The sequence below is a fragment of the Myxococcus sp. AM010 genome (assembly GCF_013372585.1).
Taxonomy (GTDB): domain Bacteria; phylum Myxococcota; class Myxococcia; order Myxococcales; family Myxococcaceae; genus Myxococcus; species Myxococcus vastator.
The window spans coordinates 195750-219981 of the sequence record NZ_JABXEO010000002.1 but is presented as its reverse complement, the minus strand read 5'-3'; the positions used below and the strand labels follow the sequence as shown (position 1 = coordinate 219981).

General features: G+C 71.2%; 19 protein-coding genes and 1 pseudogene. 6 read left to right on the top strand and 14 right to left on the bottom strand.

Translation table 11 applies throughout. The features are described 5' to 3' along the window. Window positions 1–475: pseudogene (locus tag HV826_RS02505) on the top strand (GTP-binding protein); the annotation flags it as partial. Between the two features lie 12 nt (window positions 476–487). Here the strand turns inward: HV826_RS02505 and HV826_RS02500 are convergent. Next, the gene (locus HV826_RS02500; RefSeq protein WP_163787569.1) at window positions 488–1573 is read right to left on the bottom strand and encodes a DUF4388 domain-containing protein; all 1086 of its coding nucleotides are present in this window, start codon (window positions 1571–1573) and stop codon (window positions 488–490) included. 32 nt (window positions 1574–1605) lie between these two features. Here HV826_RS02500 and HV826_RS02495 point away from each other — a divergent pair, with 32 nt between their 5' ends. The 3 genes from HV826_RS02495 (at window position 1606) to HV826_RS02485 (ending at window position 4938) form a co-directional block, all read left to right on the top strand. After that, entirely contained in the window at window positions 1606–2541 is a 936-nt protein-coding gene (locus HV826_RS02495; protein ID WP_176415398.1) for a metalloenzyme, read from the top strand. Next, window positions 2538–3437, top strand: a complete 900-nt coding sequence (locus HV826_RS02490) for a hypothetical protein (RefSeq protein WP_176415397.1) — start codon at window positions 2538–2540, stop codon at window positions 3435–3437. Before HV826_RS02495 ends, HV826_RS02490 begins: the two co-directional genes overlap by 4 nt. A gap of 133 nt (window positions 3438–3570) precedes the next feature. Then, entirely contained in the window at window positions 3571–4938 is a 1368-nt protein-coding gene (locus tag HV826_RS02485) for a hybrid sensor histidine kinase/response regulator (RefSeq protein WP_176415396.1), read from the top strand. An 11-nt stretch (window positions 4939–4949) separates the two neighbouring features. On the opposite strand, the gene HV826_RS02480 is transcribed toward HV826_RS02485, so the two are convergent. The 3 genes from HV826_RS02480 to HV826_RS02470 form a co-directional block, all read right to left on the bottom strand. After that, window positions 4950–6674, bottom strand: coding sequence for a TldD/PmbA family protein (locus HV826_RS02480; RefSeq protein WP_176415395.1), 1725 nt, complete (start codon window positions 6672–6674; stop codon window positions 4950–4952). A 129-nt stretch (window positions 6675–6803) separates the two neighbouring features. Continuing rightward, window positions 6804–8123, bottom strand: coding sequence for a nucleotide sugar dehydrogenase (locus tag HV826_RS02475; protein ID WP_176415406.1), 1320 nt, complete (start codon window positions 8121–8123; stop codon window positions 6804–6806). A 67-nt stretch (window positions 8124–8190) separates the two neighbouring features. Next, entirely contained in the window at window positions 8191–10182 is a 1992-nt protein-coding gene (locus HV826_RS02470) for an alginate lyase family protein (RefSeq protein ID WP_176415405.1), read from the bottom strand. 359 nt (window positions 10183–10541) lie between these two features. On the opposite strand from HV826_RS02470, the gene HV826_RS02465 reads away from it, so the two are divergent. After that, on the top strand, window positions 10542–11504 hold the full coding sequence (locus HV826_RS02465) for a sensor histidine kinase (protein WP_368670821.1): 963 nt from the start codon (window positions 10542–10544) through the stop codon (window positions 11502–11504). Between the two features lie 12 nt (window positions 11505–11516). Here the strand turns inward: HV826_RS02465 and HV826_RS02460 are convergent, their stop codons facing one another. From HV826_RS02460 to HV826_RS02435, 6 genes are read right to left on the bottom strand one after another with little or no spacing between them, the layout of a single operon-like run. Continuing rightward, the gene (locus tag HV826_RS02460; RefSeq protein WP_176415394.1) at window positions 11517–14063 is read right to left on the bottom strand and encodes a response regulator; all 2547 of its coding nucleotides are present in this window, start codon (window positions 14061–14063) and stop codon (window positions 11517–11519) included. 9 nt (window positions 14064–14072) lie between these two features. Beyond that, complete coding sequence (locus HV826_RS02455) at window positions 14073–14657, bottom strand: chemotaxis protein CheW (protein WP_176415393.1); 585 nt, start codon at window positions 14655–14657, stop codon at window positions 14073–14075. 4 nt (window positions 14658–14661) lie between these two features. Further along, complete coding sequence (locus tag HV826_RS02450) at window positions 14662–15045, bottom strand: PleD family two-component system response regulator (protein WP_176415392.1); 384 nt, start codon at window positions 15043–15045, stop codon at window positions 14662–14664. Continuing rightward, on the bottom strand, window positions 15042–16658 hold the full coding sequence (locus tag HV826_RS02445; RefSeq protein WP_176415391.1) for a methyl-accepting chemotaxis protein: 1617 nt from the start codon (window positions 16656–16658) through the stop codon (window positions 15042–15044). The genes HV826_RS02450 and HV826_RS02445 overlap by 4 nt, the downstream gene beginning before the upstream one ends. A 21-nt stretch (window positions 16659–16679) precedes the next feature. Next, entirely contained in the window at window positions 16680–18161 is a 1482-nt protein-coding gene (locus HV826_RS02440) for a protein-glutamate O-methyltransferase CheR (protein WP_176415390.1), read from the bottom strand. Then, a complete protein-coding gene (locus HV826_RS02435) occupies window positions 18158–18724 on the bottom strand; it encodes a chemotaxis protein CheW (RefSeq protein WP_176415389.1) in 567 nt (188 codons plus the stop codon). The genes HV826_RS02440 and HV826_RS02435 overlap by 4 nt, the downstream gene beginning before the upstream one ends. A gap of 244 nt (window positions 18725–18968) precedes the next feature. Here HV826_RS02435 and HV826_RS02430 point away from each other — a divergent pair, with 244 nt between their 5' ends. Continuing rightward, window positions 18969–21020 (top strand): TonB family protein, encoded by a 2052-nt coding sequence (locus tag HV826_RS02430; protein ID WP_176415388.1) that lies wholly within the window; start codon window positions 18969–18971, stop codon window positions 21018–21020. 38 nt (window positions 21021–21058) lie between these two features. Here the strand turns inward: HV826_RS02430 and HV826_RS02425 are convergent, their stop codons facing one another. Genes HV826_RS02425 through HV826_RS02410 form a run of 4 tightly spaced genes read right to left on the bottom strand, consistent with a single transcriptional unit; the run spans window position 21059 to window position 24159 of the window. After that, window positions 21059–21778: an HAD-IB family hydrolase gene (locus HV826_RS02425; RefSeq protein ID WP_176415387.1), complete on the bottom strand. Its 720-nt coding sequence runs from the start codon at window positions 21776–21778 to the stop codon at window positions 21059–21061. 10 nt (window positions 21779–21788) lie between these two features. Beyond that, window positions 21789–22733: a myxosortase-dependent metalloprotease, MXAN_2677/MXAN_2678 family gene (locus tag HV826_RS02420; protein WP_407938381.1), complete on the bottom strand. Its 945-nt coding sequence runs from the start codon at window positions 22731–22733 to the stop codon at window positions 21789–21791. Then, window positions 22730–23608, bottom strand: a complete 879-nt coding sequence (locus HV826_RS02415) for a myxosortase-dependent metalloprotease, MXAN_2677/MXAN_2678 family (protein WP_176415385.1) — start codon at window positions 23606–23608, stop codon at window positions 22730–22732. Before HV826_RS02415 ends, HV826_RS02420 begins: the two co-directional genes overlap by 4 nt. Continuing rightward, a complete protein-coding gene (locus HV826_RS02410) occupies window positions 23605–24159 on the bottom strand; it encodes a hypothetical protein (protein WP_176415384.1) in 555 nt (184 codons plus the stop codon). The genes HV826_RS02415 and HV826_RS02410 overlap by 4 nt, the downstream gene beginning before the upstream one ends. Window positions 24160–24232: the final 73 nt, after the last annotated feature.

Sequence of the window (24232 nt, the reverse complement as noted above, 5' to 3'; positions counted from 1 at the left end):
GCACCTGCAACACCGGCAGCAGCCCGGCGCCGTCGCGCCCGCGCCCCAGCCGGCGCAGGCTGGCGGCCCGGTGCCTCGCGTGGCCCCGGTGGCCGTGGCGCCGCCGCCGCGCGTGGAGCCGGCCCCCATCCCCGTGCCCCAGCCCGGACCGACCCTGCTGGGCCCCGCCAGCGCCCTGGCGCCGGGCGACATGTTCGACCACGCCCGCGCCGCCGAGGCCGCGTTCATGACGGGGGACTACACCACCTGCGTCACCGCCTGCACGGACGCCATCCGGCGCGCGCTGGCCTTCGCGGGCGAAGGTTCCCTGGGGCAGCAGGCCTTCCTGCTCCGCGTGGACGGCGCCGACCTGCTCCGGCTCCAGGGCCTGGCCACGCAGCAGCACCTGCGCGTGGATGACGCCGCCTTCTCCCTCTATGTGATGATGCAGGTCTTCATCCGGCTCAACGCGGTGGGCCTGCCCAACGCGGAGTAGCCTCCGCCCCGCTCAGCGCGGGGAGACGAACTGCAGCAGCCCCATGCGCTGCAGCTTCGCCAGCGTCTTGAGCGTCTCCAGCTCCCGGGCCGGACTGGCCAGCACCAGCGTGGACACGTCCCAGGTGCCGTTCACCAGCCCGGCAATCTGCCGCTCCTCGGGCTTGAGCAGCGCCTGCCCCTGCGGGTCGTGAATCATGAGGGGCACCATCAGGGGCGGCATGTCCGCGTAGAGCGCCGCCACGTGCTCGCGCTGCACCAGCCGGGCGAACTCGCGCACGCGCCGGTCCGCCGGGTCGCTGGCCAGCAGGGACGCGCAGACGATGCCCGCGGCGTCGTACTGGCCCTCGCGCATCAGCACCGCGCCCTTCTCCAGCATCTCCGCCACCGGATCCGCCTCCACCTGCGGCGCCCCGTCCACCTCCACCAGCTTCGACCGCAGCAGCTCGTGTACCCGCCGCGTCACCGAGGAGCGGGACACGCCCATGGACAGGCGCAGCCGCCCCAGGTTCTGCGGCGACGTGCACAGCCCCAGGATGATTCGGTGCATCAGCGGCTGGCTCGGGCTCGGCGGCGCCAGCGCGCGCACGCTGAGCGCGTCGATGGGCAGCGCCTTGTCCACGTCGGACTGCTCGTCCACCCAGCGCAGGGACTCGAAGAGCAGCTCGCGGATGCCCATGTCGGACGGCACCCAGTCCTCACCGGAGCGGTCCGCGTCCTCCGTCCAGTGGAAGGTGCCCCGGCCGGCGATGGTCAGGTCCATCATCGCGGCGAACAGCTCCTCGCGGCCCAGGTCGCGAATCCACCGCGCCTGGATGCCGTGGATGTCGAACGCGGCGTCCACGTCCGGGGTGCGCGCCAGCTCGTCGAAGCCGGCCAGCACCTTCGTCCCCGACGCCAGCTTGGACAGCGTGAGCAGCCGCGCCACGCGTCCGCGCAGCCCTTCGGCGGCGGTTGCACCCACCTGACCGGAGAGCAGGAAGAGCTTGCGCTCGCCCGCCTCCCACGAAAGCTGGAGCGTCCCCGTCTTGCGGGAGCTGTCCAACCATTGAAGGAACTCAGGGAGCGGATAACTGAAGAGGTCGCCGTGGAGGGCCATGTGTGTCGGATTCGAGGATACAGTCCCCAGCCGTGCGCGTCGCGCTCCTGTTCATCGATGGTGTGGGCATTGGCCGGAAGGACCCGGCCGTGAATCCGCTCGCCCACCGGGAACACCTGCTATCCCACTTCGAGGACGCCCCCAGCCCGCCCCTGCCTCACGGGGGCCGCTGCATCCCCACGGACACCACCTTCGGTGTCCCCGGCCGGCCCCAGTCCGCGTCCAACCAGACGGCCATCCTGACAGGAGACCCGGCGCCCGTGCTGCTGGGCCGCCACGTCCTCGGCTACCCCAACGCGCCGCTGCGGGGGTTGATGGCGGACCGCTCCATCGTCCGGCGGCTGGGCGCGGCGGGCCGCACCGCCACCTTCGCCAACGCCTACCCCGCCCCCTATCTGGACGCGCTGGGGGTTCCCCGCCGGCCCAGCACGTCCCCGCCGGAGTTCGTCCTCTCCCCGGAGTCGCTCCGCAAGGTGAAGCCCTCCGCCTCCAAGCTGGCCTTCGCCGCGGGGGGCGTCCCCCTGCGGACGCTCGATGACGCCCGCGCCGGGGAGGGCCTCACCCACGACATCACCGGCGCCAGCGCCCGTGCCTACGGCCTGCCCGCGCCGCTGCGCTCGCCCGAGCAAGCCGCCGCCGTGTTCTGGGACATCGCCTCAGGCGCGGATTTCACCTTCTTCGAGCACTACCTGGCGGACGAGGCCGGCCACGCCCAGGACTGGACGGCCGCCCTGGCCGCGCTGGACGCGTTCGACGCCTTCACCCGCGCGCTCGTGGCCACGCGCCCCGCCGAGGCCCGGGTGCTCGTCTGCAGCGACCACGGCAACGTGGAGGACCTCTCCATCCGGGGACACACGCTTCACCCCGTGCCCGTGCTCTACTTCGGCCCGCCCGCGCCCGAGGTGGAGTCCTTCTCCACCGTGGCCGATGTCGGACGCGCGGTGCTTCGCTGGTTGGGTGCGGAGTGAGTCAGGCGTCACCCGCAGCAAGGTTGCGTCGCGGCAGTCCCGGCTGGGCAGCGGCGCTGCTCGTCCTGGGGCTGCTCACCGGCTGCGCCGCCTCCCAGAGCGCCCGCGTGCTCGGCGGCCGGGGCACCGGCATCGACGTCGAATACCAGCCGCGCGACACCGAAGCGGCCGTGCAGGTGAGGCTCGCCGTCGAACGCGCCATTCCCCGTCTCCAGCGCTGGGGCACCTTCGACGACACCGTCACCATCGTTGTCCACCCCAACCACGCGGCCCTGGAACGCGCCGCCAACCGCCCGGGCCATGACTTCCTTCGCGCCTGGGCGCGCTACGAGCAAATCGAGCTGCAGAGCCCTCGTACCTGGACGTCCCGGGGCGCCAGCCAGGGCCAGGTGGACGAGCTGCTCCTGCACGAACTCACCCACAGCCTCATGTACCAGGTGGCCTCGGACCGGCTCGGCTGGACGCGCAAGCGGATTCCCCTCTGGTTCCGCGAAGGCATGGCCTCCTACACCGCCGAACAGGGCTACCGCGTCTCCAGCCTGGACGACCTGGAGCACTACTGGCGCCAGCACCCCAACGCCGACCCCCTGTCGCAAGCCGACGCGCTCTACCAGTCCGAGAGCGGCGTCGTGTATGGCGCCGCCCACCACGCCTTCACCTTCCTGGCGCGCCGCTATGGCGAGGACACCATCCGGAGGGTGCTGCGCGGCATGAGCCAGGGCCCGGACTTCGACAGCGCCTTCCAGCGCGCCGTGGGCGTCCCCCAGGAGCGCTTCCTCCAGGACTTCCGCCGGTACGTGCGCCTGCGCGGCTTCAAGGGCGCCAGACAGCTCCACCCGGCGCGTCCCCGGCCCGCGAGCCCCATCCCCATCGCACCCTTACCTACCCCGCAGTGAGGCGCGGCTGCGTCCCTGCATTTTGCAAAAGTGCACATTGGATGCAGTGTATAGAGACGCGAATATATTTCTCACTGGATGGGAAACCGGTAGCCGCGGGGCGTCGTCGGCCTCGGTTCGCGAGGGGCACACCATGGAGCAGGAGGACACGCCGAAGCCTCGGTCCGGCGCGACGTCGGACGGACCAACGCTGCTGGAGCGCATGCGGGCCTCGCTCGCCGCGCTGGAGCAGCTGGCGCCGCCTGCGCGCGCGGACCTTCCCGCGGACGTCCGCGAGGCGCTCCAGCGTGAGACGGCCACCCTTCAGCAGGTGCGGGGCGAACTGGAAGCGCTGCTGTCGCGGGAAGCCCTGACGCGTGAGGAACGGTCCGCCCGGCTGAGCATGGAGCAGGGGCGCGAGCAGCGGACGCATCCGCTCAACCTCCTCGCCGCGGGGGTGGCGCACGAAATCAACAACCCGCTCGCGTACACGATGGGGAACATCGAGTACCTGCGGCAGCGGCTTCCCTGCCACACCCTGCCCGCCCCGCTGGCCGACGAGTGCCAGCAGGTACTGGAGGAGGCGCTGGAAGGCGCGCGGCACATCCGGCGCATCGTGGCGGACCTCCGCGCCCTCTCCCAGGGTGACACCAGCGCCGACGAGCCCGTGGACCTCCCGGCCGTCCTGGAGCGCACGCTGCGCATGGCGGCGACGCACCTGCGCCACCGAGCGCGCGTGGTGCGGGACTATGGGCCGGACGTGCCTCGCGTCCTGGGCACGCCCACCAAGCTGGGCCAGGTCGTCCTCAACCTGGTGGTCAACGCGGCGCAGGCCTTTCCCGAAGGGCGCGTCTCGGAGAATCAGCTGACGCTCTCCTTGCGCGAGGAGACCGACGCGGTGGTGCTGTCCGTCACCGACACTGGCCGAGGCATCCCGCCGGAGATACTCCCCCACGTCTTCAACCCCTTCTTCACCACGCGCGGCGAGGGCATGGGCATGGGGCTGCCCATCTGCCGCGAAATCGTCACGTCGCTGGGCGGAGACCTCCGCATGCACAGCGAGCCCGGCAAGGGCACCACCGTGGAGGTGACGCTGCGGCGCGCCGCGCGACCCGCGCCGAAGGTGGCCTCACGCGAAGCCGCGCCCACGCACCGGCGCATCCTGGTGGTGGACGACGAGCCCCGGGTGGTGGACCTGCTCCGCCGCCTCATGCGCGGCCATGAGCTGGTCTCCGCGGCCAACGGCCGGGAAGCCCTGGAGCGGCTGCGCGCCACCCCGGACTTCGACGTCATCCTCTGTGACTTGATGATGCCGGAGCTGACCGGCATGGACGTCTACGAGACGGTGCGTACGACGTGGCCGGGCCTGCACGAGCGCATCGTCTTCATGTCGGGCGGCGTCTTCTCGGTGGAGATGCAGCGCTTCCTCAAGCAGGTGAAGAACCCGCTGCTCACCAAGCCCTTCGAGCCCCAGCGGCTTCAGGGCGTGCTGGCGACCGCCCACGAGCGGCTGGGGCACTGAAGGCGCGAGGGCTACGGCTTCGCCGCCGGGGACTCCAGCGCCGCCGGGCTGGTGAGAATCGGCGGGCGGTCCTTCCCCTCCATGGTGCGCTGGAGCTCCAGCTCCTGGAGCAGCATGGCCGGCGCCACGGTGGACACCGGGACGTTGCCACTCTCCGCGCCGCAGAAGCCGTTGAAGATGCCGGGCTTCTGCCCCGAGGCGAGGATGCGGTTCACCGCCGACAGCGGAGTGCCCACGATTTCCACGCCGCGCACCAGCGTCTCCTTCCCCGTCTTCACGTCCACCCGGTACACCATGCGCGGCACGCCCTTGAAGGCCTGGTAGCCGTAGCCGGACGTGTTGGTGTTGCCCCCGGTGATGTCGCGGATGATGAGGCCGAACGGCTTGCCCTGGCGCTTCGCCTCGGCGATCAGGCGCTTCTTCAGCTCCGCGTCGCTCACGCCATTCGTACTCTCCACCAGCAGGTTCGCCATGCGCGCCACCGGCTTCAGGTTGCCCTGGCTGCGGCCATGGCCGTTCGACTGGAGGAAGCCCTCCACCGGCCGGCGCCCCTGGAGGTAGTTGCGCAGCACGCCCTTCTCCACCAGCGTCACCCGCTGGCCGCGCACGCCCTCCTCGTCGAAGAGGTAGTAGCCGTTGAGCGGCTCGTCCTGGAGCACGCGCCGCGTCGGGTCGTCGTGAATGGAGATGAACGCCGGCAGCACCTGCTTGCCCACCTGGCCCTTGAACGTCTTGCCCTCGTTGTCACCCTCCTGCCGGTCTCCCTCCAGCCGGTGGCCCACCGCTTCGTGGAAGAGCACCCCGGCCGCCTCCGGCGCGAGGATGGCGGGGCCCGTGTACGGGTCGATGGCGGGCGCCGCGCGCAGGGCCAGCAGCTCCCGGATGACGTCATCCGCCGCCTTGTCCAGGCGCGCCGCGTCCGGCAGCCCCGCTTCGGTGGGCACGTAGAAGTTGCGTGAGTTGTCCAGCAGCTGCCCGTCCGGCGCGCGGGTGACGGCGGAGACATGCAGGCCGTACAGCGTCTCCTCGGTGATGATGCGGCTGCCTTCCGAGGAGACGAACAGCCGCGTCACCTTGTCCTTGGTGACGCGCACCTCCGAGTCGAACAGCTCCGGGTGCGCGTTGAAGCGCGCCGACACGTCGCGGGCCACCTTCACCCAGCGCTCGCGGTCGAACGGAGCCTTCATCGGCGGCGCCACGTGCTTCACCGGCTTCTCGCGCGTGAAGGACGGCGGGCGCTTCGGGTCCTCCACCGCGTAGACGCCCTCGCCCTTCTTCTTCAGGTACTGGAACAGCGCGGACTTGTACTTCTCATCGGTGATGAGCCACAGCGACGTGCGCAGCGCCAGCGGCGAGTCGTCCAGCGGGCCCTCCTTGCGCGACACGTAGCTGGTGCCCTTGGTCGAAAAGCTGAACTCCAGCCCCTCCGCCACCGAGCTGTCGAAGTCGTAGTCACCGACGCGCACGTCGACGTACAGCTTCCGCTCGCGGTAGCCGTCGTCCATGAACAGCGCCCCGTAGCGCGCGGAGATCGCGTGCTGTTCGTAGTCCTTGAGCTGGTAGCTCATGAAGTACGGGGGTTCGTGGTTCTGCATCTTCAGCTGCTGGTGGTTGCGCGCCAGCTCAGCGGACATCGCCTCGAGCAGCTTCACACGCGCATCCGGCACGGGCGCCGCCGCCGTCAGCAGCGCCCAGAGTGCCAGCAGGGGAAACACGGTTCGAAGGAGGGATTGCACGCCCCGACACTAGCCCATCCCCTCCACGATACGAGCAGCTCCGCGCTCACGGACGCCGCGAAGGCGGAATCCGTGAACGAGAGGCCCCCCGCCCGGAGGGTCGGTTTCCGGGCGAGCGGCGGATGACTGTCAGGCCTTCGTCACTTTCTCACGGCCCTTGCTGACACCCTTGGTGGCGTTGCGCGTGTCGATGACGACCTTCGAGCGGTCCACCACCATGGCGTAGTCGATGTCCGAGTGGTCCGTGAGGATGAGGACCGCGTCGTACTGGCCCAGCGCCTCCGGATTCAGCGGCACGGACTTCATCTCCATGTTGAAGCCGTGGCCCTTGTGCAGCTCCGGGACGTACGGGTCGTGGTACGCCAGGTCCGCGCCCTTCTCCGCCAGCAGCGTCAAGATGCGCAGCGACGGACTCTCACGCATGTCATCGATGTCCTTCTTGTACGCCGCCCCCAGGCAGAGGACCTTCGCGCCGTTGAGCGTCTGCTTGTTCTTGTTCAGCGCCTCCATCGTGCGCTGCACCACGTAGTACGGCATCTGCCAGTTCACCTCGCCGGCCAGCTCGATGAACTTGGTGTGGAACTCGTACTCGCGCGCCTTCCACGTCAGGTAGAACGGGTCAATGGGGATGCAGTGCCCACCGAGGCCCGGGCCCGGGTAGAAGGGCATGAAGCCGAAGGGCTTGGTGCTCGCCGCCTGGATGGCCTCCCACACGTCCACGCCCATCCGGTCGCAGAGCATCTTCATCTCATTGACCATGGCGATGTTGACGCAGCGGAAGATGTTCTCCAGCAGCTTCGTCAGCTCCGCCACGCGGGTGGAGGACACCGGCACCACTTCCTTCAGCGCGCTGCCGTAGAGGGCCGCGGCCACCTCGGAGCACGCGGGCGAGTAGCCACCGACGATCTTCGGAATCGTCTTGGTGTTGAAGCTCTTGTTGCCCGGGTCTTCACGCTCGGGGCTGAAGGCCAGGTAGAAGTCCTCGCCTGCCTTGAGGCCGTTCTTCTCCAACAGCGGCTTGAGCACCTCCTCCGTCGTCCCCGGGTACGTCGTGGACTCCAGGATGAACAGCTGTCCCCGGCGCACGTGCGGCGCGAGCGCCTCACCCGTCTGGATGATGTAGCTCATGTCCGGCTCACGCGACGCGGTGAGCGGCGTGGGCACGCAGATGATGACGCAGTCCATGTCCTTCGCCTTGGCGAAGTCCGTGGTGGCCTTCAGCTTGCCTGACTTGCTCAGCTCCGACAGCGGAGCGCTGGGGATGTGCTTGATGTAGCTCTCCCCCTTCTCAATCTTGTCAATCTTCCGCTTGTCGATGTCGAGCCCCATGACGGGGAAGCCCGCCTCCGCGAAGGCCATGCCCAGCGGAAGACCGACGTAGCCAAGTCCGACCACACCCACCCTCGCGTCCCGCTTCTTGATGCGCTCCAGCAGCGGGCTGCTCACCATCACCCTCATCGTCCTCACCTCTCCTCATGCGACGTGCCGTCAAGACGGTCACGCCCCGACCCGACACTCAGCGAAAAACGACCACCCACCTCAGCCACGCCGGAGGCGTCACCCGCCCCCGGAACTCCACCGCCAGCGACGGCACCACCCGCCCGTATCCTGGCGAATACCTCGACGGCACCAACCGCGCCGTCAGTCCCTGCTCCAGCACCACCCAGGCGAGCGGGGCCCCCTCCGGGCCCAGCTCCACCACGAGCGGCTCGAACGACACCGGCTCCTCCATCACACGACCCGCGCGTGACAGGACCTGCGCTTGAGGCGACACCACTCGCGCCTGTTCATCTGGCAGATGGAATCTGCCCACCACGTCATGCCGGCCCATGCCCACGAAGCGATCACGTCCGGCCAGAGCGCGCTCGCCCCGGTCCAGCCGGAACGTGCGCTCGATTCCCACGGGCGCGGCCAGCCGGCGGTAGCCGTCGTGCCGCACCAACAACCTGTCCACCGACTTCCCCGGCAGGAAGGCCACCACCCGCGCCCGAGCCTCCTCCGGCAGCGCGAACAGCCGCGCCGCGTCCAGGGGCGCCTGCTCCGCGCCATCCACCTGCACCGTGTTGTGCGCGGCCGTTCCGCGGAACCAGTTCCGCAGCGCGGGCTCACGCGTATAGGTGCCGGTGCCTGGATCCACGATGACGGGACGCCCGTCGACGTGGAGCTCGAAAGAAAGCTTGTCGTTGTGGCTGTGTCCCCCGACTCCGCCTTGTCCCTGCTTGCCGGCGCTGACAGTGATAACGACACCCGCGCCGCGCAAGATGTGAAAACCACCCTCCGGAAAGCTCACCGACACGGGCTCGGGCGCGGGCGCGAGCGCGGCGAAACGCGCCTGCCCGGCGCGGCCCAGCAGCCACGCGGCCTCGTCCACGAGCTCGCCACCGCCCAGGCCCGCATCGCCGAAGAGCGCCGCGCCCAGGCCCACCAGATAGCCGTGCGCGTTGTCCTCGCGCTCGCGCAGCGGGAAGACGCGGCCGGAGTCGTTGTCGCCAATCTGCGGCGCCAACCCCTGCTCGGAGCACCACGCGCGCACGGCGTGGAACATGCGACGCAGCCGGGACTCGTACCTGGGTCCCAGCGGCACACCCGCGCCGCGCGCGGCGAGGTACGCCAGCGTGAACAGCTCCACCGACAGGCGATGATAGGGAATGGAGCCCTCGAAGGACGTGCCCTCGAGGTGCACCTGCTTCTCCATCTGTTCCCGCAGCCCGCCCACCGCCAGCGACACCTGCTGCGGCGCGCCCGGCAGCTCCGGGAAGAGCAGGCCCACCACCAGCAGGCCCACGTAGTTGGAGACCAGGTGGTTGTTGGGCACCGCGCCGCGGTCCTCCAGGTGGGCCTCCACCCAGGCGGTGTGCTCGGCCAGCGCGCTCAGCACCGGCACCAGGAAGTCCGGCCGGGCCACCGCGGGCGCGGCGGAGAACATGGCCAGCGCCTGCGCCAGGTTCGCGGCGCGCAGCGCCACCTCCATGGCGCACGTCCAGTGCACGCCCCGCCCCACGGGGTTCGCCTGGAGGAAGTCCAGCACCTGCGCCACGAAGGCCTCCGCCAGTCGCGCGCGCACGTCGGCGGCCGTCTCCACCCAGTAGCCCTGGCCCAGCGCCACGACGCTGTCGAGCCGGCCCATCACCCACGGGTACTTCGGATCGCTCCCCGTCACGGCGAGCGACAGGCGCTCCACGGGCTCCACCGGATAGCGGTGGCCGCTGACCGGGTCCAAGGACCAGTCCACGGGACGGCCCTCGCCGAAAGCCACCGGGGTGCCGAAGACGTCCCACTCCTGGCGAAGCGCGGCCTGGGCACGGGCCCGCGCGCGCTCCAGGCCGCCGGGCACCGCGGCGAGCGCCTCCAGCACGGACGCGCGCTGGGAGACTTCACACCAGATGCGTGAGGTGCGCTGGCCCAGCGCCAGCTCCACCAGCTCCGCGCCATCCGCCGCGCCGTAGCACTCGAGGAGCTGCACCTCGTCCGCGCGCTCACGCCGACGATAGAGCGCCTGCCGCGCCACACCTTGGACACGCCGCACCGCGCTGCGCGCCAGTGCGCCTGGTGCAAGTCGAGCGATCGCCGCGTAGTAATCGAGAGTCCCCATTCGCCCCTTCCGCCACCCGTGCCGGATGCCGTTAGCAAGTGCCTGGCCAGGGGGGCTTTCTCAGGAGTTGAGCGGGGTTGCGCGGCGGCTCCGTTCCCCCTGACGGTAAAAAGTGGGGGGTTCACACGCCCTGCAGGGAAAAGGATTTCCGATTCGTGGCCGCCCGGCTCCCACCCTGAGCAGTGTTGCGGCGCGCGCGTGGCGTGCCCATACCTTCCCGTGTGCTGGCAGGTGCTTGGACGGGGTGGCGCATCGGCAACGAGTCCGATGCAGGGGTGGAACAGACGCTGGCGGCGGTCGCCGAGCGTGCCTTCCGCTGTGGTGCTCGTGCGGGCTTGGAGTCCCTGGTGCGCGAGGCCCAGCGGATGACGGGCGCTTCCGGAGCGGCCTTCTATGACGGGCGCGTCTGCGTCGCGGCGACAGGGGTCGTCACGGCCACGCGCGGCAGGGGAAGGGTGAGCCGTCGGCCGGCCCTGGTGGTGTGGCCCGAACGGCCCACCGGCCGGGACGCGCGGGTGCTCGCGCGGCTGTCGGCCCTCGGCGCAGTGCTGCTCGCGGCGCATGCCCGCGAATCGGACGCGGCGGCGCGGCACGTGCACCTGCTGAAGACGCAGCGGCGATTGGAGCGGCAGGTGGTGAACCAGGAGCACCGGCGCTCCCGGGCTTCACACGACCTCAGGACACCATTGATGGTCATCAAGGGATACGTGGACATGATGCTGAAGGGAACGGCGGGCGGGCTGACGGCCCCCCTCCAGCGCTACCTGGAGCGGCTGCGCCGCTCGGCGGACGACCAGAGCGCCATCATCGAGCGCCGGCTGGCGAAGGTGCGGGACGAGGGCGTGGAGGACCTGCGCCCCATGTTGCGCACGGCCTTCATCCCCGCCGCGCGCGGCCAGCGCGGCGTGGACACGACGCTGACGCTTCCGGACCGGCCCGTGGCCATCTCCGGCTCCCGGGATGACGTGGAGCTGCTGGTGCGCACGCTGGCCCGCGCGGTGGCGGCGTCGGGCGCGCCCGCGGCGGTGCGCGTGGAAGCCGCGGGGGACGCGGGCGTGTGGCAGCTGCGCGTCAACCTCCGGAGTGGCAAGGCGCTGCCGGACAAGACAGTCACGCTGCTGCGGCACCTGACGCAGCGGCTGCGGGGAGGCCTCTCGTCGCCGGAGGAGACCGGCAACGGTTGGGTGGTCCACCTGCCGGTGGACGACACCGTGCCCGTGGCGCCGCGCGACGCGTGAGGCGCGCCGCCGTCAGGACGCGGGCAGCAGCTGGCGCACCAGCTCCAGCAGGCGGCCTCGCTCCACCTCGCGCTTGACGAGGTACCCGTCCGCGCCCGCCTCCAGACCGGCGGCGCGGTCCTCGGGACTGTCGAGCGACGTCACCAGGATGATGGGCGTGCGGTGCAGCTGCGGGTGCGACTTGATTCGCCGCGCCAGCCCCACGCCGTCCAGCCGGGGCATCTGCCAGTCGCTGACCACCAGCTGGCAGGGCGTGCGCTCCAGGATGCCCCACGCCTCTTCCCCATCCGCCGCCGTCACCACCGGGTAGCCGGCGATCTCCAGCAGCGACTTCATGGCGAAGCGCGTGGTGAGCGCGTCGTCACACACGAGGATGCGCGGCCGCGTCGTCTCACGCGCCACCGAGCGCGTCTCCGGACGCGCCGCGCGCACCAGCTCCGCCGCGTTGAGCACCGGCACCACGCGGCCGTCATCCAGCACCGCCGCGCCCGCCAAGTGCCGCACCCCCTTGAGGTGACGCCCCAGCGAGCGGACGACAATCTCCTGCTGCCCCACCACCTCGTCGATGGCGTACAGCACCTTGTCCTCGCCCACCGTCAGCAGCGCGGCGGCCTGCACCTTGCCGGAGTCCAGCGCCAGCGGCAGCCGGGGCAGGCCAATGGCCTCCGCCAGCGACAGGAACGTGAGCTGCGCCCCGTCCAGGCGCGCCACCACGCGGCCCGCGACGGTGCCCACGTCATCCGGGTTCAGCCGGAGGATGCGGTTCACGCTGTCGGAGGGAATGGCGGACACCGTGGTGCCCGTGCGCACGAGCAACCCCAGCGCCGCGGCCAGCGTCAGCGGCAGGTCCACGGTGAAGCGCGTTCCCTGCCCCGCCGTGAAGGCCACGTCCACCGAGCCCTGGAGCCGCTGCGCCGTCGCCTGCACCACGTCCAGGCCCACGCCCCGCCCGGACGTCGCCGTCACCTGCTCCCGCGTGGAGAAGCCCGGCTGGAAGATGAGGCGCGCCGCCTGCGCGTCCGACAGCTTCTCCGCCTCGTCGGCCGGGAGCAGCCCCCGCCGCACCGCCGTGGCGCGCACCCGGCTGGGAGACAAGCCGGAGCCGTCATCCTCCACCACCACCGCGATGCGCGGGCCCCGGGGCTCCACCCGCACCGTCAGGCGTCCCGCCTCGGGCTTGCCCGCGGCCCGCCGCTCCTCGGTGGACTCCAGGCCATGGTCAATGGCGTTGCGCACCAGGTGCAGCAGCGGGTCCTTCAGCGCGTCGAGGATGCGCCGGTCCAACCGGACCTCGCCGCCCGTCAGCTCCAGCGTCACCTGCTTGTCCAGCCGCGCGGACGTCTCGCGCACGGTGCGCCGCAGCGGCTCCAGCACCTGCGAGGCCGGCACCATGCGCAGGTCGCGCAGGTCATCGCGCGCCACCTGGGCCACCAGCGTGAGCTGCTCACCGTCGCGGTGGGACTCCTTCGTCAGCTCCAGGAGCTGCTTCTGCAGCCCGCGCATCTGCGTCACGCCCGCGCGGAGCGGCTCCAGCGCGGGACCGCCGCCCGCCATCGCGAGCTGCGACGACGCGCGCTCCAGGTGCATCAGCACCTCGCGCATGCCGTCCATCAACACGCGGTGCGCCGCGCCCCGCCGCGTCTGCTGCGCGCGTCCGGCCAGGAGCAGCTCCACCTGAAGCGCGATGGACTCCAGCGTCTTCACCGACACGCGCACCGTCTGGTCCGCCGGGCCTCGGGACTCCGGCATGGCCACCGCGGCCGGGGCCCCCTGCGCCGCCGCGCCTTCCACCGGCGCGGGGGACGGCGACTCGCGCAGCGCATGGACGGCGCGAGCCACCGCCCCTGCCCCACCCGCGGCCTCCAACGCCGTCCGCAGCTCCACCAGCGTGCCAGCCACGTCCGCGGCGGCCAGCCCCGCGGAGTCACCGCCCGGCTCCATGCGCGTGAAGCCCAGCGCCGCGGCTTCCGCCAGCGTGGCCACCTTCCGCGCTCCGGCGGACTCGGCGGACGCCTTCAACGCGCGGGCCCGCTCCACCGCCGTGCGCACCACCGCGGCCCGGTCCGGCACGTCCGGCGAGCACAGCGCGCTCAACCCCGCCTCGAGGAGGTCCAGCACCTCCAGCCCCTGCGCGGCCGCGCCCGAGGCCGCCGTCTGGGGGACGGCCTCCGCGGGCTCGTGCCCCAGGGCGGCCAGCAGCGAGGACAGGCCTTCCACCACGGGCGACTGGCCGGCGTCGCCACGGGCCATGGCGCCTTCGATGGCGGAGAGGCCGCGCAGCATGGCCTCCACCAGGTCGCGGGGCAGCCGCTCCTCTTGATTGAAGGTGGCCAGCCCGTCCTCGATGGCGTGCACCACCTGCTCGATGTCGTCCAGGCCCAGGCTGGCCGCGGAGCCCTTGAGGCTGTGGACCAGCCGCTTGAGCGACGGGAGCAGGTCCGGCTCACGCCCCTGCGCCGGGCCCTCCAGCCCCAACACCTTCGACCCGATGGCTTGAATCTGCTCGCGCGTCTCCGCGGAGAACACCGGCCAGATGCTGCGCAAGAGCTGAGGATCCATGGCGCGTGCCTACTCCCCTTCGGGCCGCGTGGCGGACGGGCCCCCGAGCTGCTCCAGGTCCAACACGGTCAGCCGGTCCGGAGTGAGGAACAAGAAGGGTCCGGGCGGAGGCTGGGACAGCTCCCCCTTCGGCAACTCCTTGCGCCCCTCGACGGACTCCGCCGCCAGGCCGAACCCCTCTTCGCTGTCATCCGCCTCGACCACCACCACCTTGCTGAGGTCCGACATGCCGCCGCCCTCCAGTCCCAGGAGCTGGCGCAGGTCCAACACCGGCACCACGCGCGAGCGGCTCACCAGCGCCCCCAGCACGTGCCGGGGAGCCCCGGGCAGCGAGGCGATGCCGCGCGCTTCAATCACGTGGTCCACGTGCTCGATTCGCACCGCATAGCGCTCGCCGCCCACCTGGAAGGCCAGCACGGAGAGCACCTCCTGGCGCTCCTCGTGGCGGGCTTCGGCCAGGGCCCGGGCACGGGCGCTCAGCACCTCGCGCCGCTTCTCGGGGCTCACCCCCTGCTTGCCGTCCAGCAGCGCGTGCGCCTCGGTGAGCTGGCGTCGCAGCCCGGCGTAATCCATCTTGGCGTCGTCCTTCGACATGCGCTCAGTACCGGGTCGCGGGCAGCTTCAGCATGTCGCGCACCTTCGAACGAAGGTCGTCCACGGACACCGGCTTGTTGAGGAAGGCGCTGGCACCCACCAGCTTGCCCTTCTGCCGGCTCGCGTCGTCCTTCAGCGAGGTGAGCATCATGAAAGGGGTGTCGTGAAGTTGCCGGTCCGCGCGGACCGCCGCGCACAGCGCGAAGCCGTCCATCTCCGGCATCTGCACGTCGGAGATGATGAGGTCCGGCTTGAGCTCCCGCGCCTTGGTCAGTCCAATCGCGCCATTCGGAGCGTCGAAGAACTCCAGCCCCCACCCCATCAGGTACACCTGAAGGAGGTTGGTGATGGTCTTCGTGTCTTCGACGATGAGCACCTTTGCATTCATAGCTGGTACCTACCCACCAGGTCCGAGAACCGTTTCGAGAGATTGGTCAGGTTGCCCGCGACCTGTTCGATGCGCCGGGTGCTCTCCACCGAGTCACCCATGGCGGACGTCAGCTCGCTCATGGCCGTGGAGATCTGCTCCACGCCAATGGTCTGCTGCCGCGTGTTGCCGGCAATCTGCCGCGCCGCGCCCGACGACTCGCGGATGACCTCCGACAGGCCCAGGATGGTCGTCCCCGCCTCGCGCGCCAGCTCCATGGCCGACTGCGCCCGGCGGCTGCCCTCCTCCGTGGCGCTGACCGCCTGCCGCGTCCCCTTCTGCACCTCGTTGAGCAGGCCGCGCACCTGCTCCGCGGCGATGCGGGACTGCTCCGCCAGCGTGCGCATCTCCGTGGCGACCACCGCGAAGCCCCGGCCCTGCTCCCCGGCCTTGGCCGCCTCGATGGAGGCATTGAGCGCCAGCAGGTTGGACTGCTCGGCCACGTCCTTCACCGTGCCGATGATGTCGCCAATCTGCATCGTGCGCTCACTGAGGTCGGTGATGGACAGGGCAATGGCCTTCACCTGTTCGCCCAGGTTCTCCATGCCCAAGACGCTCTCGCCGACGACCTTCTGCCCCTCCGCGCTGAGGGCCTCGGACTTCTGCGTCTGGGAGATGACCGAGTCCGCGTAGGCCGTGGCCTGCTTGGACGTCTGGGCAATCTCCGCCACCGTGGTGCTCGTCTCATTGATGGCGGAGGCCTGCTGGTGGGCCATGGCCGACTGCTGGGTGGAGGTGGCCAGCACGCCCGCCGCCTCGCGCTCCATCTCCGCCGCCGCGCTCCGCAGGTCCTGCAGCAGGTGGGAGAGCGCGTCCGTCATCACCGCGAAGCTGCGCGCCACGTCGCCAATCTCATCCGAGCCCTGGAGGTCCACCTGCTGGCGCAAATCCCCCGCCGCGATGCCCGCCGCCGCGCGCGCCAGCCGCTCCAGCGGCACCACGAGCATCCCGGACACAATCCATGCCGCCACCAGGCAGGCCACCAGCACGAGCAGGCTGATGATGGCCGTGAAGCGCGTGGCCTCCCGCAGCGTCTGGCTCAACCCCTCCTCGTGGAGCGCCAGCTGGAGGGTGCCCAGGTGCGCGGTGGCGCCGGCCGCGAGCACGGGCGTCGTCGTCTCCACCAGGCCCGTGCCCTTCACGGACCTGCGGCGGAGCACCGAGGCATCGCCTTCGACGGAGGCCGGAGCCTGCGCCTCGCCGACGTAGCGCTCCGCCGAGGCCTCGCTCAGGAGGACGCCGTCCGCGTCATGGACGCGGACATAGGCGACCTCGGGTCCCAGGCTCAGCGCGCCCTGCACCAGTTCCTCGAGCCGCTCCGGGTCGCGCTTCGCGCCCAGCAAGGGCGTCAGCGACTTCGCCAGCTCCACGCTCACGGAGCTGGCGCGGCGGGACAGGTCATTGCGAAGCGCATCGCCCATCTGCATCCACGTCGTGGTGATGAGGATGACGGCCACCAGCCCCCCCGTCGCCCCGGTGAGCGCGAGGATCTTCATCCGCAGACTGAGCCTGCTCCCCGGCGCGCGGCCCGGCGGTGTCAGGTGCGTCTCTTTGACGTCCACGTTGCCTCCCACCTCGTGCGGAGCGCGCGCCTCTCAGCGCACGCCATGCCAGCCAGCCTGCTCGACTGGCGCCAGGGCCTGCCTCAGGCCGCCGGCCGTCATCGTCTCCACCCCACGCAGCGGGTGCTCATCATCCAGTCCGTCCAGCGCGCGCAGGGCGTTCTGCCGCGCACGCTCCGCGTCCTCGCGCCGCTCCATGCGCCCGTAGAGGGCCACCAGCGTGGCGTGCCCCAGCGCCAACCGGGGCTCCAGGTACAGCGCCTTGCGGACCGCCTCCACCGCCCCGTTCAGGTCGCCACGAACCTCGGCCACCATGGAGAGCAGCAGGTACGCCTCGGGGACCAGCGCCTTCGCGGCCTCGCGCGCCAGCGCCTCCGCCGCCTCGAAGTGGCCCCCGCGCGCGGCGATGATGGCGCGCTCCAGGGGAGGGCCCTCCACGGCCACGGGCGCGTCCACGGGCCGCGGTACGGTCAGCGCGGCGGAGGCTGGCGCGGGCGCGGCCCACGCAGGACGCGACGCTCCGGGCGCGCCCGGGGACGTGTCAAACGTCAGCGGCCTGCCCTGCGTGGACGGCGCTGCGCCCCGGGTCGGCACGCGCGCCCTTGAAGCGGCCAACGCCTGCGGCCACCGGGCTGGAGGCACCGCCGAGGCCACCTGGTTGCGGCCCGCCCCCAGGCGAGCAAGCCGCGCCTCGGACGTCACGGCGCGAGGAGCGCCCGGCACCGGGAGTCGAAGCGCCACGCTGCCCTCGGCGTCCACCGTCTCCAGGCCCAGGCCATTGGTGAGCGGCACCTCCGCCGGAGAGACGAAGAGCAGCCCACCGGGAGCCAGCGCGGCGAGGAAGCGCTTCAGCACCTCCCGCGCCAGCTCGGTCGGGAAGTAGATGAGCACGTTGCGGCAGAAGATGGCGCCCAGGCCCATGAAGGGCGGTGGGTCCACGGCCAGGTTGTGGCGCCGGAACTCCACGGCGCGCCGGACCTGGGGGATGACGGAGGAGTCGTCGCCGCTGGCGACCAGGAACCGCTTCTCCTGCTCCGGCTCGATGCGGCGCAGGGACCACGGGCCGTACACGCCAGCCCGCGCGCGCTGGAGCGCCCGCTCCGACACGTCCGTGGCCAGCACGCGGAAGCGGCCTTCGGGCAGCCCCTCCGCCAGCAGGGCCATGGCGATGCTGTAGGGCTCCTCGCCGCTGGCGCAGCCCGCGCTCCACACCTGGAAGCACGGAGCCGGGTGCGTCTGCGCCAGGCGCGCCAGCGTGCGCAGGTGCTCCGGGTGACGGAAGAAGTACGTCTCGCCGATGACGGCGTGCTCGATGAAGCACTCCACCGCCGCGGCCTCGCGCACCAGCAGCTTGCGCAGGAAGGCGTCGGGCGCCAGGCCTCGCGAACGCGCGGCACGGCCCAGCGCCGTCTCCAGCGAGCGGCGCAGGCTGCGCGCCAACGTCACCCCGCAGGCCGCCTGGAGGACGTCCTCGACCCGGGCCAGCGTCGCGTCGTCGAGCACCCCCTCGCTCACGGCGCCTCCGGCCCCACGAGCACCGCGGACGTCCGAAGCAACGGGCGCACGCCCTCAGGCGTCCGGCACAGGCCCGCCATCAGCCCGCTGGCATCCCACGGCAGCGGCGACGCCCCATCCGGCGTCCCGTCTACCAGCACCGGGGACTCCACCAGGTCGCGCACGCGGTCCACCAGCACGGCCACCGTGCGCGCGCCGCCACCGCAGACCACCAGGTGCGCATCCAGGGAGGCCTCCCGCTTCACCCCCAGGAGCGCCGCCAGGTCCACGACGACGGCCGGGCTGCCCCGGTAGACGAAGGTCCCCGCTACGTGCGCGGGCGCCCCGGGCAGCGGCTCCAGCTCCACCAGCCGCACCACCTCCTGCACCGTCTCCGCGTCCATCAGCGCGCTGGTACCCGCCGCGTCCACCGCCAGGTACATGCCCGGCAGTCGCAGCTCACCCGCCAGCGACGCCAGCTCCTGGCGCAGCTGGGCCTGCTCCGTCTCGAGCTGACCCAGCCGCTCCTCGACGGAGAGGCGGCGCGACTGCGCGGCCATGGAATTATCTGCTGTGTCTGCCATCAGGGGAACTCCCGCCTGTCACTGAAGCGCGGGATTGGAGCACGCTAGTCTGCCAGACAAAGAAGCGTCAATGCGGGCTAACCGGCATTCACTCTCACACGAACGACGAGTGATGGCGGCAACGGAAGGCATCAGACGTGCTGGATCGGACAACCCCCTGGTGCGAAGCGCGCGGCAGGTATGGTTTGATGAAGTGCGGCGACACTTCTGGAGAACCGATGTTGCTTGCTGTCTGGGGCTACGAATGATCAAGGGCGACTCGCCGAATCCCGAGGCACCCACTGGAACGGGCGCGGATCCGCTCATCGGGCGGACCCTGAACGGCCGCTTCAGCATCCTGGAACCGTTGGGCATCGGGGGCATGGGCCGGGTCTACCGGGCCCTGCAGGCACCGCTCGAGCGCGTGGTGGCGATCAAGGTGCTCAACCCCAGCTTCCCCAGCAGCCGGGACCCTGGCTTCCAGAAGCGCTTCCTGCGCGAGGCGTCGCTGACGTCGAAGCTGCGCCATCCCAACACCGTCACCGTCATCGACTACGGGCAGACGGACGACGGCATCTTCTTCATCGCCATGGAGTACCTGGACGGCCGCACGCTGGCCCAGGTGCTGGGGCAGGTCGGCCCACTGTCGTGGTCCCGCGCCATCTCCGTCACCCAGCAGATCTGCCGCTCGCTGCGCGAGGCGCACAGCCAGGGCATCATCCACCGCGACCTGAAGCCAGCCAACATCATGCTCCTCAACGAGCAGGATCAGGACCTGGTCAAGGTGCTGGACTTCGGCCTGGTGAAGTCGGTGGCGGCGCCCCAGGAGGGGCAGCTCTCCCCCGAAATCACCCAGAACGGCACGTTCCTGGGCTCGCCGCAGTACATGGCGCCCGAGCAGGCGCGCAACGCCACCGACGCGCGCAGCGACGTGTACTCGCTGGGCATCGTCCTCTTCCAGATGCTGATGGGGCGTCCGCCGTTCATCGCGCGCGACCACATCGAGCTCATCTTCGCCCACTACAAGGAAGCCCCGCCCACCTTCCAGCAGGTGCGCCCGGACCTCCACATCCCGCCGGAAATCGAGGCGGTGGTGCGGCGCTGCCTGGAGAAGGACCCGGCGCGGCGCTACCAGACGATGGACGAGCTGCTGGAGGGCCTGCGCGAAGCGAGCATGGCCGCGGGCGGCAACAGCGGCATCTTCAAGCGGCCCGGCGGCGCGACGACGACGGGCCCCTACCCGTCCCCCGCGCTGTTCTCCAACGTGGGCAACAACACCGAGTCCGGTGACACGCTGGCGGTGGACATCAGCGTGGAGGTGCCCAAGGACGTCGAGCGCGCCCGGCAGCGCACGCTGCTGACGGGCGGCCTGGGCGGCCTCGTCGTGGCGGCCCTCATCGCGGGCGGCGCGGTGTTCTTCATGGCCAACAAGGAAGCGGCACCGCCGGCCCCCGCGCCCCAGGCGGAGGCCCCGGCGCCCGTCGCCGCCGCGCCCGCCGCGGAGCCGGCCCCCGAGCCCGCGGCCGCCGCCAACGCGAGCAAGGTCCGCTTCAAGTTGATGAGCCAGCCCTCCGGCGCCCGCGTCTTCTACCGGGGCAAGGAGCGAGGCGTCACGCCCCTCACCCTGGAGATTCCGGCGGGACAGGATGGCTCCGTCACGGTGGAGCTGACCTTCGCGATGGAGGGCTACCAGATGGAGACCGTCGTCACGGGCGGCACGGGCGAGGTGGTGCTGTCGCAGAAGCTCCAGAAGCGCCGGGGCGGCGGCCGGCACGTCGGGGTGGCCTCCGTGAGCGCGGATGAGACGGCGGAGGAAGTCGAGGAGCCGGTGGCCACGCCGGGCGGCATGTCCGCGCCGGTGCTGCTCGCCCCCACGGCCTCGCCCGCCGCGGAGCTCCCCATCGCGGCGGCCGTGGGAGGCGCCACGGCGTCGGCGGCCGACGCGGCTCCGGCCAGGGGCTCGGCGACCGGGCTGGCGCTGCCGGTCCTCTCCAACGCGGCGGTGGCCTCCGCGCGTGGCGATGTGCTCCCCTACAATGAGGACATGCCTCGCCCGGAGATGGTCGGCCAGGGCAAGGACATCATCTACACGCGCGAAGCGATGGCCGCGAAGTCGAGCGGCGTGATGATTGTCCGCTGCACCATCACCCAGCAGGGCCGCGTGGAGAAGTGCCGGACCATCAAGGCCGTGGCCCACATGGAGCGCGTGGTGCTCGAGGCCCTCGCGTCCCGCACCTACAAGCCCATCGTCTACAAGGGCTACCCGGTGAACGTGGACTACACCTTCAGCATGCGCCTGGTGGCACCGCGCCGCTGAGGCGGCATCGCTGACGTCCCCGCCGGACCCGATGCGAATCAGGGTCCGGTGGACGGCACCACCGGCGGCGCGGGCGGAACGGCCGGAACGGCGCCGCCGGGCGGCACGCCCCAGTCCACCACCGGCCAGCCCCGCTTCCGGGCGTGGCGGCGCAGCCGGTGGTCGGGGTGGACGGCCACGGGCCGCCCCACGACCTCCATCACCGACAGGTCCGAATACGAATCGGTGTAGAAGGCGCACGCCGACAGGGCCACGCCCGCCTCGCGCACGTAGGCCTCGGCGCAGACGCGCTTGCCCTGGCCGAAGCAGATGGTGCCCAGGGCGCGTCCGGTGTGGAGACCCGCGCCGTCGACCTCGAAGCGGTTGCACAGCACCGCGTCCAGTCCCAGCTCCCGCGCCACCAGCTCCGACAGGTAGCCCGTGGACGACGTCAACAGGACGAGCCGCTCCCCGGCGCGCCGGTGCGCGTCCAGCGCGGCCCAGGCGCCGGGCCGGTAGAGCGGCCGCACCTGCTCCTCGTAGAACACGGCGGTGCGCTCCTGGAGCGGCTTCGCGGGTGTACCAGCGAGCTGGGCAATGGCGCGCGCCACGGCGTCCTGCATGGACACGAAGCCCAGGTGGTAGCGCGCGATCCAGAGGCTCGCGCGCAGCGCCTGGAAGCGGGAGATGTGCCCCAGCTCGAGCTCGCGGCGAATCCACAACGAGCCCGAGTTGGCGGCGATGAGCGTCTTGTCCAGGTCGAAGAATGCGACGGTCACGCCAGGCCCCCTAATCCCGCCGGAGGGACGCCGCGGCGCGGACCGCGCGCCGCCGCACACGCGTCAGGATGAGCGCGACCAGCCCCAGCGCCACCGGTCCCGGCGCCGCCGCGCAGCCGCTGCCCCGACCGTCCGCCTTCAACGCGAACCCCGCGCCCTCCCGTACGAAGCACTGGGTGGGCGGCAGGTGACGCGGGTAGATGTCACAGAGCCCGGCGGCCGACCCCGAGTCGATGACGCGCTTGCGCGTCTCCCCCGGCGGGGCGGTGGCCTCCATGGTGGCGCCCGGGACGAAGACATGGTCCAGCCCCACCACGTGGCCAATCTCGTGCGTCATGGTGTTCTGGAGGTCCGTGGCCACGCAGTCCACCGAGGGCTCGCCTTCACACACCGGCGAGTCCACCGTGGTGAAGAGGAAGCTGTAGCCCCCCGCCGGCTGGGACGCGTTCAGCTCGATGTCCGAGTCCAACACCCGCCCGTCCCGGTAGGAGAACGTGGACGTGGTGAGGCCAATCGTGCCGGACCCATGCTCCCAGCAGCGGTAGACGTTGCCGCAGCTCTCCTCGGTCCAGCACGCATCGTCCGCCGGGGCGACCTCGTGGCACGCCGTCTCCCGGAACGTGATGATGTTGTAGTTCTCCCGGGGGCGCGTCTCGTCGTAGCCCACGGCGATGGGCGCTCGCCGGTCCTCGCCCCGGGTGAACCGGTAGTCACTGCACCCATCGGAGACGCGCCGCCACGAGTCGAAGGACGCCTCGATGGCCGCCACCTCGGAGTCTCCCGGCGTGCGCGAGCTGCCCGCCGCGTCCAGGTGGTAGACGTACTCACGCACCGGCCACAGCAGGCACAGCGGGTGCCCGGGCACGAGGGTGCGGCGATAGGACGGCTCCTCCCCCCGCTGCGCCTGGGCGGAGGTGGCCAGACACGCGGCCGCGAGCACCAGCGCCTTTCTCACCGGACCGCCTCCTCGTGACGACGGCGGCGCGCCAGCCACAGCGACCAGACGGCCACCAGGGCCAGCGCCCCGCCCGGGCCCGCCGCGGAGCAGCCCCCGGCCTTGGGCCCCAGGTCGATGGAGGTCACCGGGTGGAGGCACGACTGGCTGGCCTGTCCCTGAGGGTAGGCGTCACAGACGAAGCCGCGCGAGCCCGAGTCCACCACGCGCTTGGACACCTCGCCCGGCGGCGCGCTGGGATTCATGGTGGAGCCGTTGGCGCGCGTGTGGTCCAGGCCAATGAGGTGGCCGACCTCGTGCGTCGCGGTGTTTTGCACGTCGGTGGCCACGCATTGGGTCGTCGTCGGGGGGAAGCACGTCGCCGTCGTGAAGGAGAAGCGCGCCGCGTTGAAGGAGATGTCCGAGTCGTAGATGATGCCCGAGCGCTCGTCGTACGTGGTGAGGGTGATGGCGATGGTGTTGTCGTCGTCATCCCAGCAGTCATACGTGTTGGCGCACGTGTCGTCGTCCCAGCACGCGTCACGCTCGGGCACCACGGTGTTGCAGTCCCGGGTGCGGAACAGCACCAGGTTCGTGTTGTCTCCCTGGCGCCGGTAGCCCACCTGGCGCTCGTCCACGCGCGGGCCCTCCACCAACGTGAGGTTGCCGCACTCGGCGAAGATGTCCTGCCAGCTCTGGAACGAGGCGCGAATCGCGTCGAACTCGGAGTCTCCCGCCGTGTCCGGGTTGCCGTAGGTGCTCTGGTTCCAGACGATGCGGTGGGACGTCCAGTAGAGGCACTGCGTGCCCGTGTCACCCGCATCGACACGGCTGCGGACGTAGGGGTCCGTCTGGCCCAGCGCCATGGCCAGCAGCAGGGGCGCGAGCGGCATCACGGCGTCTGCTCCCCAAGGGCTTCACGGATGGCGGCCTTCAGCTCCACCAACGTCATGGACTGGAGCGCGGACGCGGCCGGCTTGCGGGTGACGGGGTCCAGCAGTTGCGACTCGGAGGGCTCCGGGACGGCCAGCGCCGTCTTTCCCTCGCGCTTCACCTGGAACTTGCCCTGCGCCATGTCGGACACGCGGAAGGCCCGCGGGCCGCGCCTCTGCAGGAAGACCACCACCTCCTCGCCCGGCGTGAAGGACGCCAGGCCGTGCACCACCTGGCCGATGTCCCCCATGCGGCCGCCGGGCTGGGTGACGAGCACCGTGCTCCCAGGCTGGCCCTTGAGCGACTCCGTCACCTGGATTTCGACATCGGTGAGGATGCGCATCTTGTCGCCGCTCCAGCGGCTCTCCACGCGCCGGACGACCCCGTGGACCACGGTGTCCGCGCCTACCGCGAGCCCGGACAGGTCCACGCGGAGCTGGGTGGTGGCGGCCACGGGCACGCCCACCAGGAGGACAGCCAGGAGCAACGTGCGAACTACCTGACGAATCGACATACGAGTTCTCCCTGGCCATCCAACTTACTCCAGGAATGCCCCTCCGCGTTGACCCTCCATCCTCGCCCTGCTA

Coding starts and splice junctions, on each gene's coding strand:
- HV826_RS02500 (WP_163787569.1), bottom strand. CDS start 1,573: ATGGCCCTCCACGGCGACCTCTTCAGTTATCCGCTCCCTGAGTTCCTT.
- HV826_RS02485 (WP_176415396.1), top strand. CDS start 3,571: ATGGAGCAGGAGGACACGCCGAAGCCTCGGTCCGGCGCGACGTCGGAC.
- HV826_RS02475 (WP_176415406.1), bottom strand. CDS start 8,123: ATGGTGAGCAGCCCGCTGCTGGAGCGCATCAAGAAGCGGGACGCGAGG.
- HV826_RS02460 (WP_176415394.1), bottom strand. CDS start 14,063: ATGGATCCTCAGCTCTTGCGCAGCATCTGGCCGGTGTTCTCCGCGGAG.
- HV826_RS02455 (WP_176415393.1), bottom strand. CDS start 14,657: ATGTCGAAGGACGACGCCAAGATGGATTACGCCGGGCTGCGACGCCAG.
- HV826_RS02450 (WP_176415392.1), bottom strand. CDS start 15,045: ATGAATGCAAAGGTGCTCATCGTCGAAGACACGAAGACCATCACCAAC.
- HV826_RS02435 (WP_176415389.1), bottom strand. CDS start 18,724: ATGGCAGACACAGCAGATAATTCCATGGCCGCGCAGTCGCGCCGCCTC.
- HV826_RS02430 (WP_176415388.1), top strand. CDS start 18,969: ATGATCAAGGGCGACTCGCCGAATCCCGAGGCACCCACTGGAACGGGC.
- HV826_RS02410 (WP_176415384.1), bottom strand. CDS start 24,159: ATGTCGATTCGTCAGGTAGTTCGCACGTTGCTCCTGGCTGTCCTCCTG.